The organism is Pseudomonas gingeri (assembly GCF_013385635.1).
In the GTDB taxonomy this organism is placed as follows: domain Bacteria; phylum Pseudomonadota; class Gammaproteobacteria; order Pseudomonadales; family Pseudomonadaceae; genus Aquipseudomonas; species Aquipseudomonas gingeri_A.
The window spans coordinates 157,528-180,039 of sequence record NZ_JACAPR010000014.1; the positions used below are offsets into that span (position 1 = coordinate 157,528).

The window sequence follows — 22,512 nt, forward strand, 5'->3', positions numbered from 1 at the left end:
GTGAGTTCCAAGTGATCAATCCATCCCCGCGCATTCTGTTTATCATCCCTTATTTCGGGCGTTGGCCGTTCTGGATGCCGTTTTTCCTGGAAAGCTGTCGTCACAATCCGGATATCGACTGGTTGTTGTTCAGCGATTGCGGGACTCCGGAAAATCTGCCGCCCAACGTTACCGTCGAGGCGATCAGCTTCGGCGATTACTGCCAGTTGGTGTCGCGTCGGCTGGGTATCGATTTTGCGCCCAAGGCCGCCTACAAGCTCTGCGATATCAAGCCCGCGCTGGGTCATATCCATGTCGACCGTCTCGAGGGCTATGATTTCTGGGCCTTCGGTGATATCGACCTGGTGTTTGGCAACTTGCGCGAGTATTTCACCGCCGAGCGCCTGGCCGGCTACGATCTGTTCTCCACTCACGAGCGGCGGGTCGCGGGGCACTTGTGCCTGATGCGCAATACCGCGCGCAAGCGCGAGTTGTTCATGCGCATCGAAAACTGGCGTGAGCGGTTTACCGATGAAAAGCACCACGCCCTGGACGAAGGCGCTTTCAGCCGTATTTTCCTGTGGCGCAAGAACTTTCCCAGGCCGCTGTTCAAGCTGGTTGGCAAATTCAATCCCTGGCGGCGACGCAGTGAGTTCACGGAGTGTTTCAGTACGCCGGGCGGCGTGATCAAATGGCACGACGGAACCTGCAACTTTCCTCATCACTGGTATTGGCGCGAAGGGCGTCTGACCAACGACCGTGATGGTGATCGCGCTTTTCCGTATTTTCACTTCGTGTGCTGGAAGCGCAATGAGTGGTCCAGACTGCCCGAGCCCGAACCCGAGCAGCTCAAATACCTGGCCCTGGAACCGGCATGGATCATCGATGCGACAGGGTTTCAGCGGGGAGATTTATGAGTCAACGTTTCAAGGTCCTGCAATTGCAGCCTGACTACAACGTCAAGTCGCACGATTTTGCCGACCTGGCCGAACAGATCGTCAAGGCCCTGCCTACCGAGCGCTTCGAGGTCACGGCCGCGTTTCTGCGTGGTCGGCCCGGACCGGGCGCAGCGGTGAGCCGGGCCGATCACTCGGTGTATTTCGAGTTCTCCGACAAGTCGCTCAAGGGCATGCGTCTCAGGGCCATGTGGCAGTTGTACAAGTTCTGCCGCAAGGAGCAGTTCGATGTGGTGGTGTGCAACCGTTTCAAACCGGTGAACATGCTGCTGCAACTCAACCGCTGGTTGAAGATTCCCCTGTGCATCGGGATCTCCCACGGCTTTGGCGAATATGACCGTTTTTACCGGCGTCGGCAGACACAAGGACTGATCGATAAAAGCTGGCGTTTCGTGGGCGTTTCACCCGCCGTGAAACAGTACCTGCTGGATTGCCGGTGCGGCTTTACCGAGGCCAACACCTATGCCATCACCAACGCGATCGATATCGAGCAGGCCGAAGGCCTGCAGCACTCGCGCGAACGGTCCCGGGAACTGCTCGGATTGTCGCCCTCGACCCGGCTGATCGGCGCCCTGGGGCGCCTGGTGCCGGTCAAGGGGCATACCTATCTGCTCCAGGCCTTTGCCGCGCTCAAGGACAAATACCCGGACACGCAACTGGCAATCATCGGCGCCGGCCGTGAGGAGGGGCGCCTGCAGCAGGAAATCGAGCGTCTCGGCCTGGGCGGTCGTGCCCATCTGCTGGGCTTTCGCGAAAATGCCCTGCAATACGTCCGGGCTTTCGACATCTGGACCATGCCTTCCCTCGCCGAGGGCCTGGGCCTGGCGTTGCTGGAGGGCATGAGCGGGCACCTGCCGGTTATCGCCTCCAACGTCCCTGCCATGTTGCCGTTGATCCAGGGGGCCGGTGGCCTGGCGGTGGAACCGGCCAATGTGCCGGCCCTGATCGCGGCGCTGGACAACTACCTGGGGCTTGCGGATGACGAACTGCGGGCCAAGGGCGAGCAGGCCTACCGTTATCTGCAGGACCAACACGATATCGAGGTGTTCCGTCGGCAATACCTGGATTTGATTGAATCAGGCCTGGCCGAGGCCGGTAAGGAACATCCATGACAGACACCCAGCCTCTGGTGACGGTGATCATCGCCTCGTACAACCACGCTCCCTACATTGAGCAGAGCATTCTCAGTGTGTTGAACCAGACTTACCCGAACATCGAATTGCTGGTGGTCGATGACGGTTCCACCGATGACAGCGTCGAGCGTATTCGTCGACTGCAGGCGGAGCATGGGTTCGATTTCCAGGTCCAGAAGAACCAGGGCCTGACCAATACCCTCAACGGAGCGATTGCCCGTTCGCATGGCAGTCTGATTGCACCGTTCGGTTCCGATGACATCATGTTGCCGGAGCGTATCGCGGTCCAGGTCGCCTATATGGAGGGCAAGCCCGAGGTCGGGATCTGTGCCGGCAATATCGAACTGATCGATTCCGAGGGCAACCTGTTCCCGGAGAAGCGTCAGCGCCGTGACGTGCCGTTCCGCCGCCTGGATTTCGATGACATGTTCCTCGAGCGCAAACCCTATCCGCCGGCTCCGACCTTGTTGATTCGGCGCGAGGCGCTGGAAAAGGTCGGCGGGTTCGACCCGAAGATCCGCCTGGAAGACCTGCTGATCGAGCTGAAGATTACCCACGCCGGCTACTTTATCGACGGGCTTGGCGTTGTTATGGCGCGTTATCGCAAGCACGCCACCAACTCCTACAAGAACCACCGGTTCATGATCGACAACATCCTGCGTTCCTATGCGCTGTTCAGTGAACATCCGTTGTATGAGGCGGTGCGCTACAAATTCCTCAACTCGATGTTCCTGAAGACCTCCAATCGCGACCGCAAGCTGGCTCGTGAGCTGTTGGCACAGATTCCCTTCAAGGCCTGGACCGGAAAAACCTGGCGGGCCCTGGCACGCCTGTATTTTTCCCCTCTGGAAAAAGATTGAGCGGAGCTTGAGGCATGGGGTGGATTCAGCGTTTTCTCGATAAGCGGGCCAAGCGGGCCATCCGCAAGTTACCGAAAATCGAACGGGGGGCCGCGCGCTTCAAGCAGCGTTATCCCGATTATGGCTTTGGTCGAGGCAGTTACGGACTGCCTCAGGTACATGACTGGCAGGAAGGCTCGACCCTGAATATCGGTGCCTATTGCTCCATTGCCGAAGGGGTGCAGATTTTTCTCGGTGGTCATCATCGGGCTGACTGGGTGACGACCTTTCCGTTTCCGGCCATGGTTTCCTAGGCCGCGCATATCGGTGGATACAGCGGCACCCACGGTGAAGTGACGATTGGCAGCGATGCGTGGCTGTGTTCCAACTGCACGCTGCTTTCCGGTGTCACCGTCGGCAGCGGGGCCATCGTGGCGGCGGGTGTGCTGGTGACCCGGGATGTCGAGCCTTATGCGGTGGTCGGTGGCAATCCGGCGCGGTTTCTGCGCTGGCGTTTTCCCGAAGAGCAGCGCCAGGCATTGCTGGCGAGTGCCTGGTGGGATTGGCCGGAAGAAGAGCTGCATGGCCTGTGTGACAGGTTGTGCAGCGATAACATCGAAGGGTTTCTGCAATATGCTCGACAGCGCCAGGATTGATGGCTTGTCGATGATGCGCAGCGCCGGACCCGGCGCTGCGCGGGTTCATCAGGCTCTTTCTGCCTGGCGCAGGAGCAGGGCTTCCTTGTGCAGGGACGCGGCCGATTGGTCGGAGGCCGTCGAGGCATAACCCTTCAATAGTGCCGGTAGCTGTTCTTCGAACAGCCAGCCACGATCTTCCTGGTAGCGTTGCATGTGGCGCAGGTTACGCTGGCGCAACGACTGTCGCAGCGGCGAAGGGTAGATCCGCATGTCGGCCAGATCGATCAGGCCAAACTCGCCGTCATCCATCAGCAGGACATTCCCCAGGTGCAGCGAGCGGAAGTACACGCCACGTTCGTGCAATTGCCCGAGGAACTTGCCAAAGCGCTCGACCAGGGCCTCGCGTACCGCCGGGGCAGCCATCGATTGCAGCACCTGGCGCAAGGTCTGGCCCGGAAGGGGGTCGTATTGCACCGAGCTGCTGCCGTCTTCCAGTTGGTGCAGTCCGAGAATCACGGGGGTCGCAATTCCCAGGGGCCGCAAGCGCTCGCTGTTGATCGCGAAGCGTTCCGACAGTGGGTTGAAAGCGCCGGAGCTGTAGCAACGGCGACGGCGGAACAGTTTTAGAAAACTGCCGTTTTCCAGGCTCAGGACCTTGGGGCCGAGGCCGTCTTCCTCGATGATCTGGGCGTTTCGACTCAGCTCGGCGAACCCTGCGGTACTAAGCGACTTTACCGGCCTGTCCAGCAATCGATGGCTGCGCCGTGCAACGGTCAGGGCCAGGATCAGGGCGAGAGGAATCCAGAGCAGGTACCAGTGTTCTTTCGGCCGTGACAACGTCCCGCCACCTTCGGTAAGACCGGCGCCGATACCGAACACCAGCCAGCTGGAGGCGAGCACGAAGAGTGGCTGGGCCCGTTGCCGCCAACTGCTGAACAGGCCCCAGGCGAGCATGAAGATCCAGGGGATGAAACCAATGATTCCGGCGTAGAAGAGCACGCCCAGGGCGAAGTTGTGGGGCTCGCTCAAGTTGTAGCCGGTTCCGGGGTCGATGCTCAATTCCGCGTTATAGCCGTGGCCGATCCAGGGGTGGAAGGCGATCTGTTCCAGGGTCATGCGCCAGAGTTCGAAGCGGAACGAGTTGCCGCGTTCGAAGAGCATTTCGGAGAAAAACGCGAAGACGGCGGTGCCGCAGACCAGCATGGCTCCCAGCACCATCAGCGAGCGTCGATTCCAGCAGATGAAACTCAGCCACAGCGCGGCAAGTGTCAGTGCTACCAGCGGCGTTCGCGAACCTGTCGCGATCACCGCGCAGAACATGATGGCCAACGCCGGCAGGCTCAGCCACAGGGTCTGCGGCCGCTTGCACGTCATGCTCAGGCTCATCCAGTAGGCACAGAAGAAACCAAAGGCATGGGAGCTGAGCAGTGGGTTGTCGAAAGCCCCTGCGCCGATCATTCTCAGTTCCGGGGTGTGGATCCGCCAGAAATGAAACAAGTTGTACAGGGTCGCGATCAGGGCAATGGTCGCGGCGCTGAAGATCAAGGGCTGCAGACTGTCGGGACGGTAACGCACCAGCAGGCTGCAGCCGATGAACAGCATCAGCGTGTGCAATGGCGGCTTCGTGTCGCCCAGCGCATCCGGTACGGGCGGGCTCCACAACAAGCTGAGGATGGTCCAGAGCACGAAGGCCAGGATGCCGATGAATAATGGCTCGCGCACCAGTTCCTTCAGCTCGCGAGGACGAAGCAGGATGGCTATCAGGGCCGGGGCACTGAACAGTGCATAGTAGATCTTGTGATGCACGCCGCGGCCAGGAAGGAAAAACAGGTCGCTTAACAGCAGCAGGTAACCCAAGGGCAGCAGCCACAGACAGATAAAGTCGAAAACTCGATTCGAGGTGTTGTTCAAGCTGCTGAATTGCATGCTAAAAAGTTCATTCCATAGAGTGAAAGGCCATACTAACGTACTGGCTATTTAATGTCGTCTGCCGGGCTGATGGGGGCGTTGAACCAAGCGGCTGCCAGTACAGCAGAGAAGCTGTGCTAAAGTCAGCCTCCTTTTTCAATTACCGCCGCGTGATATGACCGACTCCAGTCTCTCCGCAAGCCCGTCAAGCTTGAAAATCTACTTCCGCCTGCTGGGTTATGTACGGCCTTACATCGGCCTGTTCATGCTCAGCATCGTCGGCTTCCTGATTTTCGCTTCGACGCAGCCAATGCTGGGCTACATCCTCAAATACTTTGTCGATGGCCTGTCCAATCCCGACGCCGCACTCTTTCCCACCGTGCCCTATCTGCGCGACCTGAAGCTATTGCAGGCAGTGCCGTTGCTGATCATCCTGATCGCCGCCTGGCAGGGCCTGGGTTCCTACCTGGGCAACTACCTCTTGGCCAAGGTCTCCCTCGGCCTGGTTCATGACCTGCGGGTGCAACTGTTCAACAACCTGCTGACCCTGCCCAACCGCTACTTCGACCAGCATAACTCCGGTCACCTGATTTCGCGTATCACCTTCAACGTCACCATGGTCACCGGGGCGGCGACAGATGCGATCAAGGTCGTTATCCGTGAAGGCATGACGGTGATCTTCCTGTTCGCCTCGCTGCTGTTCATGAACTGGCGCCTGACACTGGTGATGGTCGCCATCCTGCCGTTGATCGCAGTCATGGTACGTACGGCCAGCAAGAAATTCCGCAAGCAGAGCCGCAAGATCCAGGTGGCGATGGGCGACGTGACCCATGTGGCATCGGAAACCATCCAGGGCTATCGCGTCGTGCGCAGCTTTGGTGGCGAAACCTATGAACAGAAACGCTTCCTGAATGCCAGCCAGAGCAACACCGACAAACAACTGCGCATGACCCGCACCGGGGCGATCTACACGCCGATGTTACAACTGGTGATCTACAGCGCCATGGCGGTACTGATGTTCCTGGTGCTCTACCTGCGTGGCGACGCATCGGCGGGAGATATGGTCGCCTATATCACCCTGGCAGGACTGTTGCCCAAGCCGATCCGCCAGTTGTCGGAGGTCAGTTCGACCATCCAGAAAGGCGTGGCCGGTGCCGAGAGTATTTTCGAGCAACTGGATGTCGAGCCGGAAGTGGATCGTGGCACCGTCGAGCGTGACCTGGTCAAGGGGCGGCTGGATGTGCGTAACCTGAGCTTTACCTATCCGGGCACGGACCGGCTGGTACTGAATGACATTTCGTTCAGCGCCGAGCCTGGCCAGATGGTGGCCCTGGTGGGGCGTTCCGGCAGCGGCAAATCAACCCTGGCCAGCCTGATCCCGCGGTTCTATCACCACGAAACCGGTGAAATCCTGCTCGACGGGGTTGAAGTCGAAGACTACCGCCTGCTGAACCTGCGTCGACATATCGCCCAGGTGACCCAGCACGTGACACTGTTCAGCGATACGGTGACCAATAACATCGCTTATGGCGACCTGGCGGGAGCACCTCGCGAAGACATCGAGAAAGCCGTCGCCGATGCCTACGCCAAGGACTTTATCGATCAGTTGCCCAAGGGCCTGGATACCCAGGTCGGCGAGAACGGTGTCCTGCTCTCCGGAGGCCAGCGCCAGCGCCTGGCAATCGCCAGGGCCTTGCTCAAGAACGCACCTTTGCTGATTCTCGATGAGGCCACCTCGGCGCTCGATACCGAGTCCGAGCGGCATATCCAGGCCGCTCTGGACAAGGTCATGAAGGGGCGCACCACATTGGTGATCGCCCACCGGCTGTCGACGATCGAAAAGGCCGATCTGATCCTTGTCATGGATCAGGGGCGCATCGTCGAGCGTGGTACTCATTCTCAATTGCTGGAAAAGAATGGCTACTACGCTCGCCTGCATGCCATGGGGCTGGATGAGCCGACTTCTGCTGGAACGGCGTGAACCAGGCGCCCGGGAGTGAATGATTCACTCCCGGTCAGGTCCGACGTGCAATGTGTCAGGGCTTTGTATCGGGAAATTTACACGGCTTGACCATCGCTAAATATTTTCAGACACCTCGATTGTTATGGTTTCGCAACGAACCATTGATATCAACGGAAGGGCTATCCCTTTCGCGCAGGTACTGGAATGTTGCAGCGCTACTTATGGAAACTCATGCCCAAGCCTCAGCGGGAGTTCCTCCTGGGGCGCTTGTCGGTCGTCGACCGGCAGGTCGTCAACAAGGCCATGTCCGGCAACGTTCAGTTTCCCGAGCTGTTTACCGAGCGTTCCTGCCTGTTCATCCATGTTCCCAAGTGTGCGGGCAGCAGCGTCTGCGGGGCGCTGTTCGGTGGCTGGCGCCCCGGGCATCTGCCATTGCACTGGTATGAACATCAGTTCCCCGAGCAATACGCCAGCAGTTTCAAGTTCGCTTTTGTGCGTGACCCCCTGGAGCGTGCCTACTCGGCCTATGCCTTTCTCAAGGGCAACGAACCTTGCCGCCGGGATATGGCTGCGCGCCACCTGGTGACTTCGTACCGTGATTTCGACGACTTCGTTCATCGTTGGCTGCACCCCGAGAACGTACAGAAGCAAATGCATTTCGCTCCCCAGACGGACTTTCTCGTGGACTCGCTCGGACACCTGGCGCTGGACTTCATCGGCTACCAGGAGCATCTGGAGCAGGACTTCCGATCTGTCTGCGAGCGAATGGGTATCGACTCAACACTGCCTCACCTCAATCATTCACGCCAACGACGTCAGGAGCCGGTCAGGGATTTCTGCTCGGTGAAAACCCGTCGACTGGTACGTCGTGTCTACCAACGAGACTATGAGCTACTGGGCTATGAATAGACTGGCAACGATCCCCCTGGAAAAACCGCAGATCCGTCCCTATACCCTGGCGTTGTCAACGCTCGAGCGGGCTGCGATCAAGCATCAGCGACCGTGCTGCATCTGGCTCACAGGGCTGTCGGGCTCCGGCAAGTCGACCTTGGCCAACGAGCTGGAATTGCAACTGAACCAGCGCGGCCTGCACACCTTCCTGCTCGACGGCGATAACGTGCGCAACGGTTTGTGCAGTGACCTGGGGATGTCGGCCAAGGCCCGCAAGGAGAATATCCGTCGTGTGTCCGAGGTGGCACGGTTGATGGTCGATGCCGGGTTGATCGTGATCGTCTCGGCAATCTCGCCGTTCCGGGCTGACCGTGAGGTTGCCAAATCGCTGTTCCGGCCGCAGGAATTCTCCTGCGTCTATGTCAGCACGCCGTTCGATGTCTGCGCCCAACGCGACCCCAAGGGACTGTACAAGGCGGCGCTGGCGGGTCGGATCAAGGACTTCACCGGCCTTGACAGTCCTTACGAGGCGCCGCTGGATGCCGACTGTGAAATTGATACGACGTCGATGTCCCTGGAAGATTGTACCCAGGCACTTTTGGCATTTCTGATCAATAAACGCTCAATTTCCGACGGCGAGGCCAGTCACTTGAAGCCATAGAACTAGCCTGCGGCAACCCTGTGTTAATATCGCGCCCCTGTTCATTTTGTATGTGGGTTGCTCCATGAAGTTGTCCATGCCGCGATTCGATCAAGCCCCTGTCTTGGTGGTCGGCGATGTCATGCTCGACCGTTACTGGCATGGTGGTACCTCACGGATTTCCCCTGAGGCGCCGGTACCGGTAGTCAAGGTCGAGCAGATCGAAGACCGCCCGGGCGGTGCTGCCAACGTTGCACTCAACATTGCCGCCCTCGGCGCGCCGGCTTCCCTGGTGGGTGTCACCGGTGACGACGAGGCCGCCGACAGCCTGGCCAACAGCCTCAAGGGCGCGGGCGTGCGGGCGTTGTTCCAGCGCATTGCGCACCAGCCGACCATCGTCAAGCTGCGGGTCATGAGCCGTCACCAGCAACTGCTGCGCATTGATTTCGAGGAGCCGTTCGCCACCGACGCCCTGGCGTTGGGGGCTGAAGTGGATGGCCTGCTCGAAGGCATCAAGGTGCTGGTGCTGTCCGACTACGGCAAGGGTGCGCTGAAAAACCACCAGGCGCTGATCCAGGCGGCGCGTGCCCGGGGTATTCCGGTGCTCGCCGATCCCAAGGGCAAGGACTTCTCGATCTATCGTGGAGCCAGCCTGATCACGCCGAACCTCAGCGAGTTCGAAACCATCGTCGGCGGTTGTGTCGACGAGCATGAACTGGTCGCCAAGGGCGCCAAGCTCATGCAGGACCTGGATCTTGGCGCCTTGCTGGTGACCCGTGGCGAGCACGGCATGACCTTGCTGCGTCCGGATCATCCGGCGCTGCACCTGCCGGCCCGGGCCCGTGAAGTGTTCGATGTGACCGGTGCCGGCGATACCGTGATCTCCACCCTGGCGGCGGCGATCGCCGCGGGCGAGGAATTGCCGCACGCGGTGGCCCTGGCCAACCTGGCGGCGGGTATCGTGGTCGGCAAGCTGGGGACGGCGGCCATCAGTGCGCCGGAACTGCGTCGCGCCATCCAGCGTGAAGAAGGGTCCGAGCGCGGTGTGCTGGGGCTTGAGCAACTGCTGTTGGCAGTGGATGACGCCCGGGCCCATAACGAGAAGATCGTCTTCACCAATGGCTGCTTCGACATCCTGCACGCCGGTCACGTGACGTACCTGGAGCAGGCGCGGGCCCAGGGCGATCGACTGATCGTCGCGGTCAACGACGACGCTTCGGTCAGTCGCCTGAAAGGTCCGGGGCGGCCGATCAACAGTGTCGACCGACGCATGGCGGTGCTGGCCGGTCTCGGTGCGGTGGATTGGGTGATCAGTTTCCCCGAAGGCACTCCGGAAAACCTGCTGACGCAGGTCAAGCCCGACGTGCTGGTCAAGGGCGGTGACTATGGGATCGACCAGGTGGTCGGTGCCGGTATCGTCACGGCCTACGGCGGCACGGTGAAAGTGCTGGGCCTGGTGGAAAACAGTTCGACGACGGCGATTGTCGAGAAGATCCGCAGCAACTGACACGTGCCAGGCCCGCCCGACGGCCCTGTGTCGACGGTCCTACAGGGGACGTTTTTTCCTGTCAGCGCCGGGCCTTGGCCGGTACGATCTTGCGCAGGATCTGCCGGGCCTTGCCGGTCAGGCGCTTGAGTTTCGAGTCCTTCTCCACGGGCGCCAGCCCTTGCTGGCGTACCCAGTCCTTCCAGCGAATACGCTCATCACGCACCAGCCAGCCCTCCTGCCGGGCAAAGCTTTCCGCCAGGTACAGGCCGCGGGTGCTCGCCGCAACCAGTTGGTCCTTCTTCAGGGTGTACAGCTCGGCACAGGGCTGTCCGTCTTTCAGCGGCATCAGGTACAGGTCTGGACGCCCGCGATCCAGACGGGCCACCAGTTCATCGTTTTCCAGTCGCTCATCGACATGGAACAGACTCAGGGACTTGGCTTCCCTGGGCACATCCAGCCGCAGGTCGTAGATCAGTTGCAACGACGCGGTGGGCAGGTGCACATAGGCCCGTGGTCGCTCCATCAACTGTTGCGCGCCACAGCGCACCGGCAATGCCGAACCCGACAGCGGCGTCAGGCGAAAGGGCAGCGCCTCGCGGTAATGCAAGGCCGCGGAGTAGGGCGCCGGCAGCCAGGTGTCGTTGAAGCGTCCGCTCAACCAGCCTTCCGGGGTCTCCAGTAGGCACTCCTCGGCGATCTCCTGGATGGCGGTGTGCAGTGGCAGGTTCAGTTCCTGCGCCGGGACATAACCGGAAATCAGCTTGAGCACCACATCGCCACGGTCTTGCCGGCGTTGCCGGACCAGTACCCAATAGTCGCGGTTCTGCCAGTGCAGGGTCAGGCGTACCGACACACCGAGGTTGGCCAGCTCCAGGGCAAAACGTTCGGCATCGGCGACGCTCACCGGCTTGCGCTTGTGCAGGGTTTGCGCGAAGTTCAGCGGCATCCCGACACTCTGGTAGCTCAGGCCTTCGGGCGTCGCTTCGACGAATAACGGCAGGGTCTTGAAGTTACTGGGGTTCTTTCTTATCAGCGTTCGCGGCATGTCGGCTCCTTCTTGCGTCGGGGTCGGCCGCGTGGGCGGCATCAGTTCTGGCGAATGACCCGGGCTACTGTCGCAACGTTATGGGCGAGGTGCAGCGGGTTGATGGTGCCGACAATAGCACTGGCAACGCCGGGCTGCGCAAACAACAGTTCGAAGCTGGCCTGCACCGGATCGATGCCGGGGCTCAGGCAGGCATGGCCGCTGGCCAGGGCTTTCTTGACCAGGATCGCCTTGCCGTGGGCCGTTGCATAGTCAATGACCGGCCGCTCGCCCTGTTCGTTCAGATTGTAGGTGATCATGGCGCAATCGCCTTGTTCCAGAGCCTTCAGGCCGCCTTCGACGGTTTTTCCGGAAAAACCGAAACCGCGGATCTTGCCTTCGCGCTTCAGCTCGGCGAGGGTCTGGTAGACGCCGCTCTGTTCGAGGATCGCCAGGTCGTTGCCGTCGGAGTGCACCAGCACCAGGTCGATAAAGTCGGTTTCCAGGCGTTGCAGGCTGCGTTCGACGGAAAGGCGGGTGTGTTCGGCGCTGAAGTCGTGGCGCGACTGGCCGGCCTCGAACTCTTCACCGACCTTGCTGACGATCACCCATTCGTGACGCTGCCCGCGCAGCAGCGGGCCGAGACGTTCTTCGCTGCGGCCATAGGCCGGGGCGGTATCGATCAGGTTGATCCCCAGGTCACGGGTCAGCTTGAGCAACTGACGGGCTTCCTGGTCGTCGGGGATCTGGAAGCCGCTGGGGTATTTGACGCCCTGGTCGCGGCCCAGCTTCACGGTACCCAGGCCCAGCGGCGAAACCACCAGGCCGGTACTGCCCAGGGGGCGGAGCAGGTCATGCAGGGTCGGCTGGCTCATGGCAGCAGTTGCTCCCAGGCGGTTTGTGTCATGGGCGGCCTTGGCAATTCGGGCAGGGCCGGCGGATGGCCGGGCTGGATGCCGTCGCGTTGCAGGCTGGCGAACACCCGGTCGGCGAAGTCCGGCGCCAGCGCCAGTTTGGTCGGCCAGCCCACCAGCAGGCGATCCTGTTCGGCGAGAAAGGCGTTGTCCGGACGGGTCAGGCCGGACTGCAGGGGTTCGGCGCGATCGACGCGCAAGGTGGCCCAGCGGGCCTGGCTCAGGTCGATCCAGGGCAGCAGGTTGCCGAGTTCCTTGCGGGCCGTGGCGATCTGCTCGGCGGGTTCGCGTGCCACGCCTTCGGCCTCGGAAATATCGCCACCGAGATACCAGACCCACTGGCCATCGGCAGCCGGGTGGGTGGTCACGGTGATCCGTGGCTTGGGGCCGCCGCCCAGGCAGTGGGCATACAGCGGCTTGAGGCTCGGGCCCTTGACCAGCACCATGTGCAGCGGCCGCTTCTGCATGGCCGGTTGGCTCAGGCCCAGGGCGTCGAGCAGTTCGGCATTGCCGGCACCGGCGCTGAGCACGATGCGCTGGGCGCGGATCTCGCGCTCGTCGACGCGCAGACCGACCAACTGGCCATTTTCCAGTAACGGTTCGATCTTCTGCCCGGCCAGCAGGCCGTCACCCGCCAGTTCGGCGAGGCGTGTTATCAGGCTGGGAACGTCGATCACCAGTTCGGCCAGGCGATAGACCTTGCCCTTGAACTTCGGGTGTTGCAGGGCGGGCGGCAACTGGTCGCCCTTGACCTGGTCGACGCGCCCGCGCACCGCCTTGCTGGCGAAGAAGCTGGTGAGATTGCCGGCCAGGGTGCCGGGGGACCACAGGTAGTGGGCCTCGGACAGCAGGCGTACACCGGACAGGTCGAGTTCGCCATTGCCGGCCAGGGCTTCGCGCCAGCGGCGGGGCATATCGGCAATGGCTTCCGAGGCCCCGCTCAGAGCACCGTGCAGCGCATATTTGGCGCCGCCATGGATGATACCCTGGGACTTCACGCTTTGCCCGCCGCCGAGGCTGGCGCTCTCCACCAGTACCGTCGAAAAACCCTGGCGACGCAGGCGCGCGTTCAGCCAGAGGCCGGCGACGCCGGCGCCGACAATCAGGACATCGGTGGATATAGCGGATGGCATGCGGCGACCTCGGTTCTCATGAGCAGGGTCGCAGTATACAGATTCGCGGGAATCGGCGATTTGCCTGCCATCAATGCCCGGCGGTTTTCGAGAACAGCTGTATCACCACCACACCGAGGACGATCAGCGCCATGCCGAGCATGGCCGGGATATCCAGCTTCTGCCCGTAGAGAAACAGCGCGGCGACGCTGACCATGACGATGCCCATGCCCGCCCACACCGCGTACGCCACGCCCACCGGCACTGTGCGCACCACCAGGGTCAGCATCCAGAACGCCGTGGCATAACCGACGATGATCAGTGTCAGGGGCAGGGGCGTGCTCAGGCCTTTGACCGCTTTCATGGAGACGGTGGCGATGACTTCGGCGCAAATGGCGATGGCGAGGTAGTAGTAAGCATTCATGGAGCGATCTCTCGTGTCTGGGCCTTCTGATGTGATCGGTATTTTAGACATCGGTCAGATGGGGTAAAGTCATTACCTATCTGAATATGAGATAGGTTGGGTGTCAGCATGCAATGGAGCCTGGAGCAGGTGCGCCTGTTTGTCAGCGTTGCCGAACAGCGTTCGTTTTCTGCGGTGGCGCGTCACCAGCGCAAGGCGCAATCAGCGATCAGTTCGGCGATTGCCCTGCTGGAGACCGACCTCGGGGTTAGCCTGTTCGAGCGTAGCAGCGGTCGCCAGCCGCGCTTGACCGAAGCCGGCGAGGCCTTGCTGGAGGAGGCGCGTGAAGTCCTGCGCCAGTGCGAGCGCCTCAATGGCCGGGCGTTGGCGCTGATGCGCGGCGAGGAAGCCAGTCTGCGCCTGGCGCAGGATGAGGCGATGCCCTATCAGCCGGTGATCGACAGCCTGGAAGCGCTGGCCAACCGCTTTCCCAGCCTCGAAGTGCAACTGACCAGCGCCGCCCAGGGCGATGTCGCGCGCAAGCTGGTGGAGCGGCGTGCCGACCTGGGCCTGCTGTTCTATCACGACCAGATTCCCGAGGCCCTGGAGCGGCGGGTGCTGGGCAGTATCGAGATGGTCACGGTGTGCGGCGTCGGGCATCCATTGGCGGCGACCCGTCGTGTCGACGCCCGGCAACTGGCACAGCACCGGCAACTGTTGATGTCGACGCCATCGAGCATGTATCCCGGCGGTGAGGCGGCGAGCCCGCAGGTCTGGCGCGCCGACAGTTTCTACGTGATGGCCGAGTGGCTGGCCCGTGGTCTCGGCTGGGCCTGGTTGCCGCGTCATGTGGTGCAGTACCCCACCTACCAGGAGCAGATGGTCGAGTTGATCAGCGAATGGACCCCGCCGGCGCTGGTGGTGGAAATGGTCTGGCGGCGTGACGAACCCCTGGGCCCGGCGGCACGCTGGCTGGCCGAACGTTTTACCGAACACCTGCAGGCGATCGGCTGAAAACACAGTAAACTCCGCCGCCATGAATAGAACTCTCTACACCTTGCTGTTTCATCTGGGGCTGCCGCTGGTGGCGTTGCGTCTATGGCTGCGGGCACGCAAGGCTCCGGCCTATGCCCGGCGTATCGGTGAACGTTTTGCCCGTGGCCTGCCACCGATGCGCCCGGACGGTATCTGGGTCCACGCGGTGTCGGTGGGCGAGAGCATTGCCGCCGCGCCGATGATCCGCGCGTTGCTGGCGCAGTACCCGCAGTTGCCGATCACCGTGACCTGCATGACTCCCACCGGTTCGGAGCGGATCAAGGCACTGTTCGCCAGTGAGCCGCGTATCCAGCATTGCTACCTGCCCTACGACCTGCCCTGGGCCGCGGCGCGCTTTCTCGATGCGATACGGCCCAGGCTGGCGGTGATCATGGAAACCGAGCTGTGGCCCAACCATATTCATCAATGCGCTCGCCGCGGGATTCCGGTAGCGCTGGCCAATGCCCGGCTGTCCGCACGCTCGGCGAGGGGGTACGGCCGGTTTGCCCGACTGACCCGGCCGATGCTGGAGGAAATGAGCCTGATCGCGGTACAGACCGAGGTCGAGGCCGAGCGCTTCCGGCAATTGGGCGCGCACGCCGAGTGTGTCGAAGTCACCGGTTCGATCAAGTTCGACCTGAGCATCGATCCGCAATTGCTGGCGCGTGCCGCCGAGTTGCGCGGGCAATGGCAGGCGCAGCAGCGGCCGGTGTGGATCGCCGCGAGCACCCACGAAGGCGAGGACGAGGTGGTCCTGGCGGCGCATCGGCAACTGCTGGCCAGTCACCCGGATGCCTTGCTGATCCTGGTGCCACGGCATCCGGAGCGTTTCAACAGCGTCTTCGAATTGTGCCGCCAGCAGGGTTTGCCGACCGTTCGGCGTTCGACCGCCGAGCCGGTTACCGCGCAGACGTCGGTACTGCTCGGCGACACCATGGGCGAGTTGCTGTTTCTCTACGCCCTGGCGGACAGTGCCTTTGTCGGCGGCAGCCTGGTGCCCAATGGCGGGCATAACCTGCTGGAGCCGGCGGCCTTGGCCAAGCCGGTCTTGAGCGGACCACACCTGTTCAACTTCCTCGAGATCGCTGCGTTGATGCGCGAAGCCGGAGCGTTGCAGGAAGTCGACGATGCCGACGGGCTGGCGGTGGCGGTGCAGCGCCTGTTCGAACTGCCGCGGGATGCGCAGAAGATGGCGGAGGCGGGGTTGAAGGTGATGCGGGCCAACCAGGGCGCGTTGCAGCGCTTGCTGGATGGATTGGGGCGCTTGCTGTCGCGCTAGACCCGATCAATCATCGCTGAACGCGATCCCCTGTAGGAGCCGGCTTGCCGGCGATGAGGCCCTTGAGGCTGCCAAAAGCTTTGGGGGCGAGCCCCCTCCCACAAGTTCTGCATCGCGAGCAAGCCCGGCTCCCACAGGTTTTGTTGTACTCTCAAGCGTTCATCAATAACCCGGATTGGCCTTCAGATTGGCCGCTGCCGCCTTCGCCAGGTCAGGTGGCAGGAAGTCCTTGTCCGGGTTGTAGTCGGCCTTCAGGTAACGCGCCAGGGCGCTCAGGTCTTCCGGACTCAGGGTCCCGGCCGCCTGCTTCAGGCGCAGGTTGTCGAGGATGTAGTCGTAGCGGGTGTTGTTGTAGTCACGCACCGAGGTGTACAGCTGGCGCTGGGCATCGAGCACATCGACGATATTGCGCGTGCCCACCTGATAACCGATTTCGGTCGCTTCCAGCGCGCTCTGGTTGGAGATGATCGACTGCTTGCGCGCCTGCACCTGTTCCACATCGGTATTGACCGCGCGATGCAGGTTGCGGGTGTTTTCCACCACCTGACGACGCAGGGCTTCACGCTGCTGCTCGGTCTGGCTCAGGCGCGAATAGGATTCGCGAACCTGCGAGCTGGTCAGGCCGCCGCTGTAGAGCGGGATGTTCAATTGCAGGCCGACCGTGGTCTGCTTCACCGGGCCGCCATAGTTCTGGCCCAGCGTATTGGGATTGCTCAGGCCGAAACCGTCGTTGTCGCCGGCCTGGTACTGGGCCACCGCATCCAGGGTTGGCGCGTGGCCGGCCTTGCGCTGCTTGAGGGTTTCCTCGGCGGCGCTGACCGCGTAGTTGCTGGCCAGCAGGTTGAGGTTCTGCCTGGCCGCGGTATCGACCCAGGCCTTGGCGTCATTGGGCGTGGGTGCCAGCACCGGCAAGGTATGGACGATGCCCTGGATCGAATTGTACTGGCGGTTGGTCAGGGTAATCAGTGCTTCGAAGGCGTCTTCGACCTGACGCTGGGCGACGATCCGGTTGGCCCGTGAGGTGTCGTAGCTGGCCTGGGACTGCAGCACGTCGGTCTTGTCCGAGAGACCGACGTCGAAGCGCTCGTTGGACTGGTCGAGCTGGCGCTTGAACGCCGCTTCCTCGGCCTTGGTCGAGGCCAGGGTGTCCTGGGCGCGCAATACCGCGAAGTAGCTTTCGGCGCTTTGCAGGATCAGGTTCTGTTCGGTGGCCGAGAGTTGCAGGGCGGCCTGCTCGTTGACGTCCTTGGCCGCCTGGAACTGGAACCAGCGGTCGGCGCGGAAGATCGGCTGGCTCAGGGTTGCCTGGTAGACATTGGCGCTGCGGCTCATGGTTGCCGACGGCCGGTCGATCGAGGTATGGACGTTGTTGCTGCTGGCACCCGCCGAGAGGTTCGGCAGCAGGCCGGCACGGGCCTGGGGCACGACTTCCTTGCGCGCATCGTAGTCGGCGCGGGCGGCGGCCAGGTCGGCGTTGTTGTCCACGGCTTCCTGATAGACGCTGACCAGGTCGGTCTTGGTCGACAAGGGCGCTTCAGCTGCCCAGACCATTCCGTTGGTCGCACAAGACACGGCCAGGGCCAGTGAGAGTTTGCGCAGCATGTGGCGATCCTTGGAGTAAATATTACGGTGATAATTCGGTGGCCGAGGCTACTGCGCGGTGCGGGCAGCGTCAAGCCGTAGGCGAGTGTAGTTGCCGTGGGGTTTTGCAACAATCCTGCATATCGGCCATTTATCCAGACGAACACGAGGGTGGTGGCGTTATGTCGCACTCTTGGTCTACACTCGGCCCGTTCTTGTCGGGGTGCCTTGCTATGGGGCTGAGATCGGATAATTCCGGATCCCGTTGAACCTGATCAGGTTAGCGCCTGCGTAGGGAACAAGATTTCTCGTCCCCCGGCGAGTCCTCTTGTGCTCCGTCCGGGATGTTGTTCGACAATCGAACAGCGTTCGCGAGGACAGAGCACAGCACCAGCCTTGGTGCGTCCGTGCCTTCAGGTTCGTCCCGACAATCCCCTGGATACCGTCTGGAGAGCCGTGATGAGTACAAAATTGAGAGATGCAGCGAACCTCAGCGATTCCGCCAAGGTCGACGAGCAATCCGTGCAGCCCTTCACCCGTTCGCAAAAAATCTATGTGCAGGGCTCGCGCCCGGACATCCGCGTGCCGATGCGCGAAATCAGCCTCGACGTGACCCCGACCGACTTCGGCGGCGAGATCAACGCGCCGGTGACGGTCTACGACACCTCGGGTCCCTACACCGATCCCAACGTGGTGATTGATGTGCGTAAAGGCCTGGGCGATGTGCGTTCGGCGTGGATCGACGACCGTGGCGACACCGAGCGCCTGAGCGGCCTGAGCTCGAACTTCGGTCAGGAACGCCTCGCCGATCCCGAACTGACCAAGCTGCGTTTCGCCCACGTCAACAACCCGCGCCGGGCCAAGGCCGGGGCCAACGTCAGCCAGATGCACTACGCGCGCCAGGGCATCATCACCGCCGAGATGGAATACGTCGCCATCCGCGAAAACATGAAGCTGCAAGAGGCCCGCGCCGCCGGCCTGTTGAAGCAGCAGCACGCCGGCCACAGCTTCGGCGCGAGCATCCCGAAAGAGATCACCGCCGAGTTCGTCCGCGAGGAAATCGCCCGCGGTCGCGCGATCATCCCGGCCAACATCAACCACGTGGAGCTGGAGCCGATGATCATCGGCCGCAACTTCCTGGTGAAGATCAACGGCAATATCGGCAACAGCGCCCTGGGCTCTTCCATCGAGGAAGAAGTGGCCAAGCTGACCTGGGGCATCCGCTGGGGTTCGGACACGGTCATGGACCTGTCCACCGGCAAGCACATTCATGAAACCCGCGAGTGGATCATCCGCAACTCGCCGGTGCCGATCGGTACCGTACCGATCTACCAGGCACTGGAAAAGGTCAACGGCGTGGCCGAGGACCTGACCTGGGAGCTGTTCCGCGACACCCTGATCGAACAGGCCGAGCAGGGCGTCGACTACTTCACCATCCACGCCGGCGTGCTGCTGCGCTACGTGCCGATGACCGCCAAGCGCGTCACCGGCATCGTTTCTCGCGGCGGTTCGATCATGGCCAAGTGGTGCCTGGCCCATCACAAGGAAAACTTCCTCTACACCCATTTCGACGAAATCTGCGAAATCATGAAGGCCTACGACGTCAGCTTCTCGCTGGGCGACGGCCTGCGTCCGGGCTCGATTGCCGACGCCAACGACGAGGCGCAGTTCGGTGAGCTGGAGACCCTGGGCGAGCTCACCAAGATCGCCTGGAAGCACGACGTGCAGTGCATGATCGAAGGCCCGGGCCACGTACCGATGCAACTGATCAAGGAGAACATGGACAAGCAGTTGGAGTGCTGCGACGAGGCGCCGTTCTACACCCTCGGCCCGCTGACCACCGACATCGCCCCGGGCTACGATCACATCACCTCCGGCATCGGTGCGGCGATGATCGGCTGGTTCGGTTGCGCCATGCTCTGCTACGTCACGCCCAAGGAACACCTGGGCCTGCCGAACAAGGATGACGTGAAGACCGGGATCATCACCTACAAGATCGCCGCACATGCCGCCGACCTTGCCAAGGGCCATCCGGGCGCGCAGATCCGTGACAATGCCTTGAGCAAGGCGCGTTTCGAGTTCCGTTGGGAGGACCAGTTCAACCTGGGCCTGGACCCGGACACCGCGCGCTCGTACCACGACGAGACCCTGCCGAAGGATTCGGCCAAGGTCGCGCATTTCTGCTCCATGTGCGGGCCGAAGTTCTGCTCGATGAAGATTACCCAGGAAGTCCGTGAATATGCGGCCAACCAGCGAATCGAAGCGGTCGATGTGGACGCCGCCCAGGGCATGGCGGAACAGGCCGAGCGCTTCAAGCGCGAAGGCAGCCAGTTGTACCAGAAAGTCTGATCGGGCCGGCTCCAGGGATGGGAGCCGCACCTTGTGGCGAGCGGGCTTGCCCGCGCTGGGGGCGCAGCCCCCTAAAACCTGTGACTGCGTTCTGCCTGACACAATGAAGGCGCTGATTCCAGGGCCGCTTCGCGCCCCAGAGCGGCGGTGCGGCGTTCCGACAAGCCCGCTCGCCACAGGTCCGTCTATATTGCAGAAGTTTTGCTTCTCTTGAGATAACCCTTTTGAACACTCCCAGCACCTACTCCCCCGATCTCGCGGTCCCCGCCGACAAGCGTGTGTTCGGCGCGCGTGATCTGTTTTCCCTGTGGTTCTCCCTCGGTATCGGCCTGATGGTCCTGCAGACCGGTGCCCTGCTGGCGCCGGGCCTGGGCCTGTCCGGTTCGTTGCTGGCGATTTTTCTCGGCACGGCGGTGGGCGTGCTGCTGTTGGCCGCCGTCGGCGTGATCGGCAGTGATACCGGCCTGGCGTCCATGGCCGCCCTGAAGCTCACCCTCGGCCAGCGCGGCGCCAGCCTGCCGGCGATCCTCAACCTGCTGCAACTGGTGGGCTGGGGTTCGTTCGAAATCATCGTCATGCGCGATGCCGCGAGCCTGCTCGGCACCCGGGCATTCAGCGAGGGCAGCCTGCTGGCCAATCCGTTGCTGTGGACCCTGGTCTTCGGCGCGTTGGCGACCCTGCTGGCAGTCAGCGGTCCCCTGACCTTCGTGCGCAGGATCTTGCGCAAATGGGGGATCTGGCTGTTGCTGGCGGCCTGCCTGTGGCTGACCTGGAACCTGTTTGCCAAGACCGATCTGGGCGCCTTGTGGGCCCAGGCCGGTGACGGTTCGATGCCGTTTGCCGTGGGCTTCGATATCGCGATTGCCATGCCCTTGTCCTGGCTGCCGCTGATTGCCGACTATTCGCGGTTCGGCAAGCGCGCAAAAAGCGTCTTCGGCGGTACGGCGCTGGGCTTCTTTATCGGCAATTTCTGGTTGATGAGCCTGGGCGTGGCCTACACCCTGGCCTTTGCGCCGAGTGGCGAGGTCAATGCCTTGCTGCTGGCCCTGGCGGGCGCAGGGCTGGGTATTCCGCTGCTGCTGATCCTGCTCGACGAATCGGAAAACGCCTTTGCCGATATCCACTCGGCGGCGGTATCCAGCGGCATCCTGTTGCGCCTGAAGGTCGAGCACCTGGCCCTGGGCATCGGCGTGATCTGTACCCTGATCGCCTGCTTCGCGCCGCTGGCGCAGTACCAGAACTTCCTGTTGCTGATCGGCTCGGTGTTCGCGCCGTTGTTCGGCGTGGTGCTGGTGGATCACTTCATCCTGCGCCGGCGCAGTGCCCAGGTGGCCTCATCGCTGCTGCGCTGGCCGGCATTGCTGGCCTGGCTGGGTGGCGTCAGCACCTATCACCTGTTGGCCAATCTCTACCCGGACCTGGGCGCGACCCTGCCGTCACTGGTACTGGCAGGGCTGTTGCAACTGCTGCTGGGCAAGGCCTTCACTTACGGACGGGAAACCGCTCGGGCCTGAGGATGCCATTGAGGCGCGAATAGTCGATCTTCAGCTCGATCAGGCCCATCGCGTAAGGGGCAATGGTCATCACGTTGTACTTGAGGATCACGCCATCGCTGGCCAGGGTGACGTTCGGAGTTTTCTGGAAGGGCCAGGCGCGGATGAAGTCCTGGTCCGCCCGGGTGCCGATCTGCCAGCTGTTGTGGGCGACCCTGGCCAGCTTCCAGAAGGCCTCTTCCTGGCCCGGCAGCAGCATGTCCTGCAGGTTCAGGGCCTTGTGCTCCTGGCGTGACCAGGTGATGAAGCCGCGCCCCGGCATGCCGTGGGCACTGCCATCGTCCAGGTAGCTGGACAACTCGATGATCACCAAGCCGTCATGCTGCTCGCGTACCTTGGCCTGCAAGTAGCTGCCGTAGCGGTTGGCCGAGGTGGCGAGGAACTGCTCCTGATAGACCTTGAGCGAAGGCGGCAACGGTGCATCGGGCGAGGTCCGGGCCATCTGCAGCAGGCTGCGCTCGATCAGCCCGTCCAGTTGCGGCTCGCTCGGAAAGTGCACCGTATCGATATTCACCAGCGGGCAATCGGCACCGTCGCAGCCCGGCTTGATCTGTTCGAAAGCGTCAGCCTTGAACTCCAGCGGTTTCTGCACGGCGGGCGGGAACAGGCTCTGGCAGGCACCCAGGGTCAGGGCGATGCAGGTCAGTGAGGTGATTTTTAGAAACGACATGTACGTCCTTCATCAGCGAAAGAAAGGCCAAAGTGATCGGGCTTCGACTCTCAGCAGCGTACTCGGTTCGCCACTAAGCTGATTAGAGTAGGTTTCAGGGCCAGCCGTCTATCCCGGCGATGGGAAAGGGGCTGCATCGGCAGGTGTCGGCGCGTT

The 22,512-nt window shown here is 62.1% G+C and carries 18 protein-coding genes, 1 pseudogene and 1 riboswitch; of the genes and pseudogenes, 12 read left to right on the forward strand and 7 right to left on the reverse strand.

The features are described from left to right. Positions 1-11 precede the first annotated feature (11 nt). The 4 genes and pseudogenes from HX851_RS21740 (at position 12) to HX851_RS21755 (ending at position 3,563) form a co-directional block, all read left to right on the forward strand. Positions 12-896, forward strand: coding sequence for a DUF6625 family protein (locus HX851_RS21740; protein WP_177064471.1), 885 nt, complete (start codon positions 12-14; stop codon positions 894-896). Further along, entirely contained in the window at positions 893-2,047 is a 1,155-nt protein-coding gene (locus tag HX851_RS21745; RefSeq protein ID WP_177064472.1) for a glycosyltransferase family 4 protein, read from the forward strand. Before HX851_RS21740 ends, HX851_RS21745 begins: the two co-directional genes overlap by 4 nt. Further along, complete coding sequence (locus tag HX851_RS21750) at positions 2,044-2,928, forward strand: glycosyltransferase (RefSeq protein ID WP_177064473.1); 885 nt, start codon at positions 2,044-2,046, stop codon at positions 2,926-2,928. Before HX851_RS21745 ends, HX851_RS21750 begins: the two co-directional genes overlap by 4 nt. A 14-nt stretch (positions 2,929-2,942) precedes the next feature. Beyond that, positions 2,943-3,563: pseudogene (locus tag HX851_RS21755) on the forward strand (CatB-related O-acetyltransferase). 48 nt (positions 3,564-3,611) lie between these two features. Here HX851_RS21755 and HX851_RS21760 read toward each other — a convergent pair. Further along, complete coding sequence (locus HX851_RS21760) at positions 3,612-5,471, reverse strand: bifunctional O-antigen ligase/aminoglycoside phosphotransferase family protein (RefSeq protein WP_177064475.1); 1,860 nt, start codon at positions 5,469-5,471, stop codon at positions 3,612-3,614. Positions 5,472-5,628: 157 nt separating this feature from the next. Between HX851_RS21760 and msbA the strand changes: the two genes are divergently transcribed. The 4 genes from msbA (at position 5,629) to hldE (ending at position 10,454) form a co-directional block, all read left to right on the forward strand. Continuing rightward, positions 5,629-7,434: a lipid A export permease/ATP-binding protein MsbA gene (gene msbA, locus HX851_RS21765; RefSeq protein WP_177064477.1), complete on the forward strand. Its 1,806-nt coding sequence runs from the start codon at positions 5,629-5,631 to the stop codon at positions 7,432-7,434. 186 nt (positions 7,435-7,620) lie between these two features. Further along, entirely contained in the window at positions 7,621-8,325 is a 705-nt protein-coding gene (locus HX851_RS21770; RefSeq protein WP_177064479.1) for a sulfotransferase family 2 domain-containing protein, read from the forward strand. After that, positions 8,318-8,968, forward strand: a complete 651-nt coding sequence (gene cysC / locus HX851_RS21775; RefSeq protein ID WP_177062780.1) for an adenylyl-sulfate kinase — start codon at positions 8,318-8,320, stop codon at positions 8,966-8,968. The genes HX851_RS21770 and cysC overlap by 8 nt, the downstream gene beginning before the upstream one ends. A 64-nt stretch (positions 8,969-9,032) precedes the next feature. Continuing rightward, positions 9,033-10,454, forward strand: coding sequence for a bifunctional D-glycero-beta-D-manno-heptose-7-phosphate kinase/D-glycero-beta-D-manno-heptose 1-phosphate adenylyltransferase HldE (gene hldE, locus HX851_RS21780; protein ID WP_177062779.1), 1,422 nt, complete (start codon positions 9,033-9,035; stop codon positions 10,452-10,454). A 61-nt stretch (positions 10,455-10,515) separates the two neighbouring features. On the opposite strand, the gene HX851_RS21785 is transcribed toward hldE, so the two are convergent. From HX851_RS21785 to HX851_RS21800, 4 genes are all read right to left on the reverse strand, one after another. Next, positions 10,516-11,481: a metal ABC transporter ATPase gene (locus HX851_RS21785; RefSeq protein WP_177062778.1), complete on the reverse strand. Its 966-nt coding sequence runs from the start codon at positions 11,479-11,481 to the stop codon at positions 10,516-10,518. Between the two features lie 41 nt (positions 11,482-11,522). Then, positions 11,523-12,335: an aldo/keto reductase gene (locus tag HX851_RS21790; protein ID WP_177064481.1), complete on the reverse strand. Its 813-nt coding sequence runs from the start codon at positions 12,333-12,335 to the stop codon at positions 11,523-11,525. Then, entirely contained in the window at positions 12,332-13,507 is a 1,176-nt protein-coding gene (locus HX851_RS21795) for an NAD(P)/FAD-dependent oxidoreductase (RefSeq protein ID WP_177064483.1), read from the reverse strand. Before HX851_RS21795 ends, HX851_RS21790 begins: the two co-directional genes overlap by 4 nt. Before the next feature lie 70 nt (positions 13,508-13,577). Then, on the reverse strand, positions 13,578-13,910 hold the full coding sequence (locus HX851_RS21800; protein WP_017125103.1) for a DMT family transporter: 333 nt from the start codon (positions 13,908-13,910) through the stop codon (positions 13,578-13,580). A gap of 108 nt (positions 13,911-14,018) precedes the next feature. On the opposite strand from HX851_RS21800, the gene HX851_RS21805 reads away from it, so the two are divergent. Next, entirely contained in the window at positions 14,019-14,903 is an 885-nt protein-coding gene (locus HX851_RS21805) for a LysR family transcriptional regulator (RefSeq protein WP_177062774.1), read from the forward strand. A gap of 22 nt (positions 14,904-14,925) precedes the next feature. Then, positions 14,926-16,203, forward strand: a complete 1,278-nt coding sequence (gene waaA / locus HX851_RS21810; RefSeq protein WP_177064485.1) for a lipid IV(A) 3-deoxy-D-manno-octulosonic acid transferase — start codon at positions 14,926-14,928, stop codon at positions 16,201-16,203. Positions 16,204-16,365: 162 nt separating this feature from the next. Here waaA and HX851_RS21815 read toward each other — a convergent pair whose 3' ends face one another. Beyond that, positions 16,366-17,805, reverse strand: a complete 1,440-nt coding sequence (locus HX851_RS21815) for a TolC family outer membrane protein (RefSeq protein WP_177062772.1) — start codon at positions 17,803-17,805, stop codon at positions 16,366-16,368. Positions 17,806-17,993: 188 nt separating this feature from the next. Beyond that, positions 17,994-18,099: riboswitch (TPP riboswitch) on the forward strand. Positions 18,100-18,243: 144 nt separating this feature from the next. On the opposite strand from HX851_RS21815, the gene thiC reads away from it, so the two are divergent. Then, positions 18,244-20,133 (forward strand): phosphomethylpyrimidine synthase ThiC, encoded by a 1,890-nt coding sequence (thiC, locus tag HX851_RS21820; RefSeq protein ID WP_177062771.1) that lies wholly within the window; start codon positions 18,244-18,246, stop codon positions 20,131-20,133. A 224-nt stretch (positions 20,134-20,357) separates the two neighbouring features. Then, a complete protein-coding gene (cytX, locus tag HX851_RS21825) occupies positions 20,358-21,647 on the forward strand; it encodes a putative hydroxymethylpyrimidine transporter CytX (RefSeq protein WP_177064487.1) in 1,290 nt (429 codons plus the stop codon). Here the strand turns inward: cytX and HX851_RS21830 are convergent. Next, entirely contained in the window at positions 21,616-22,356 is a 741-nt protein-coding gene (locus HX851_RS21830; protein WP_177062769.1) for an RsiV family protein, read from the reverse strand. The genes cytX and HX851_RS21830 overlap by 32 nt on opposite strands. Between the last annotated feature and the right edge of the window lie 156 nt (positions 22,357-22,512).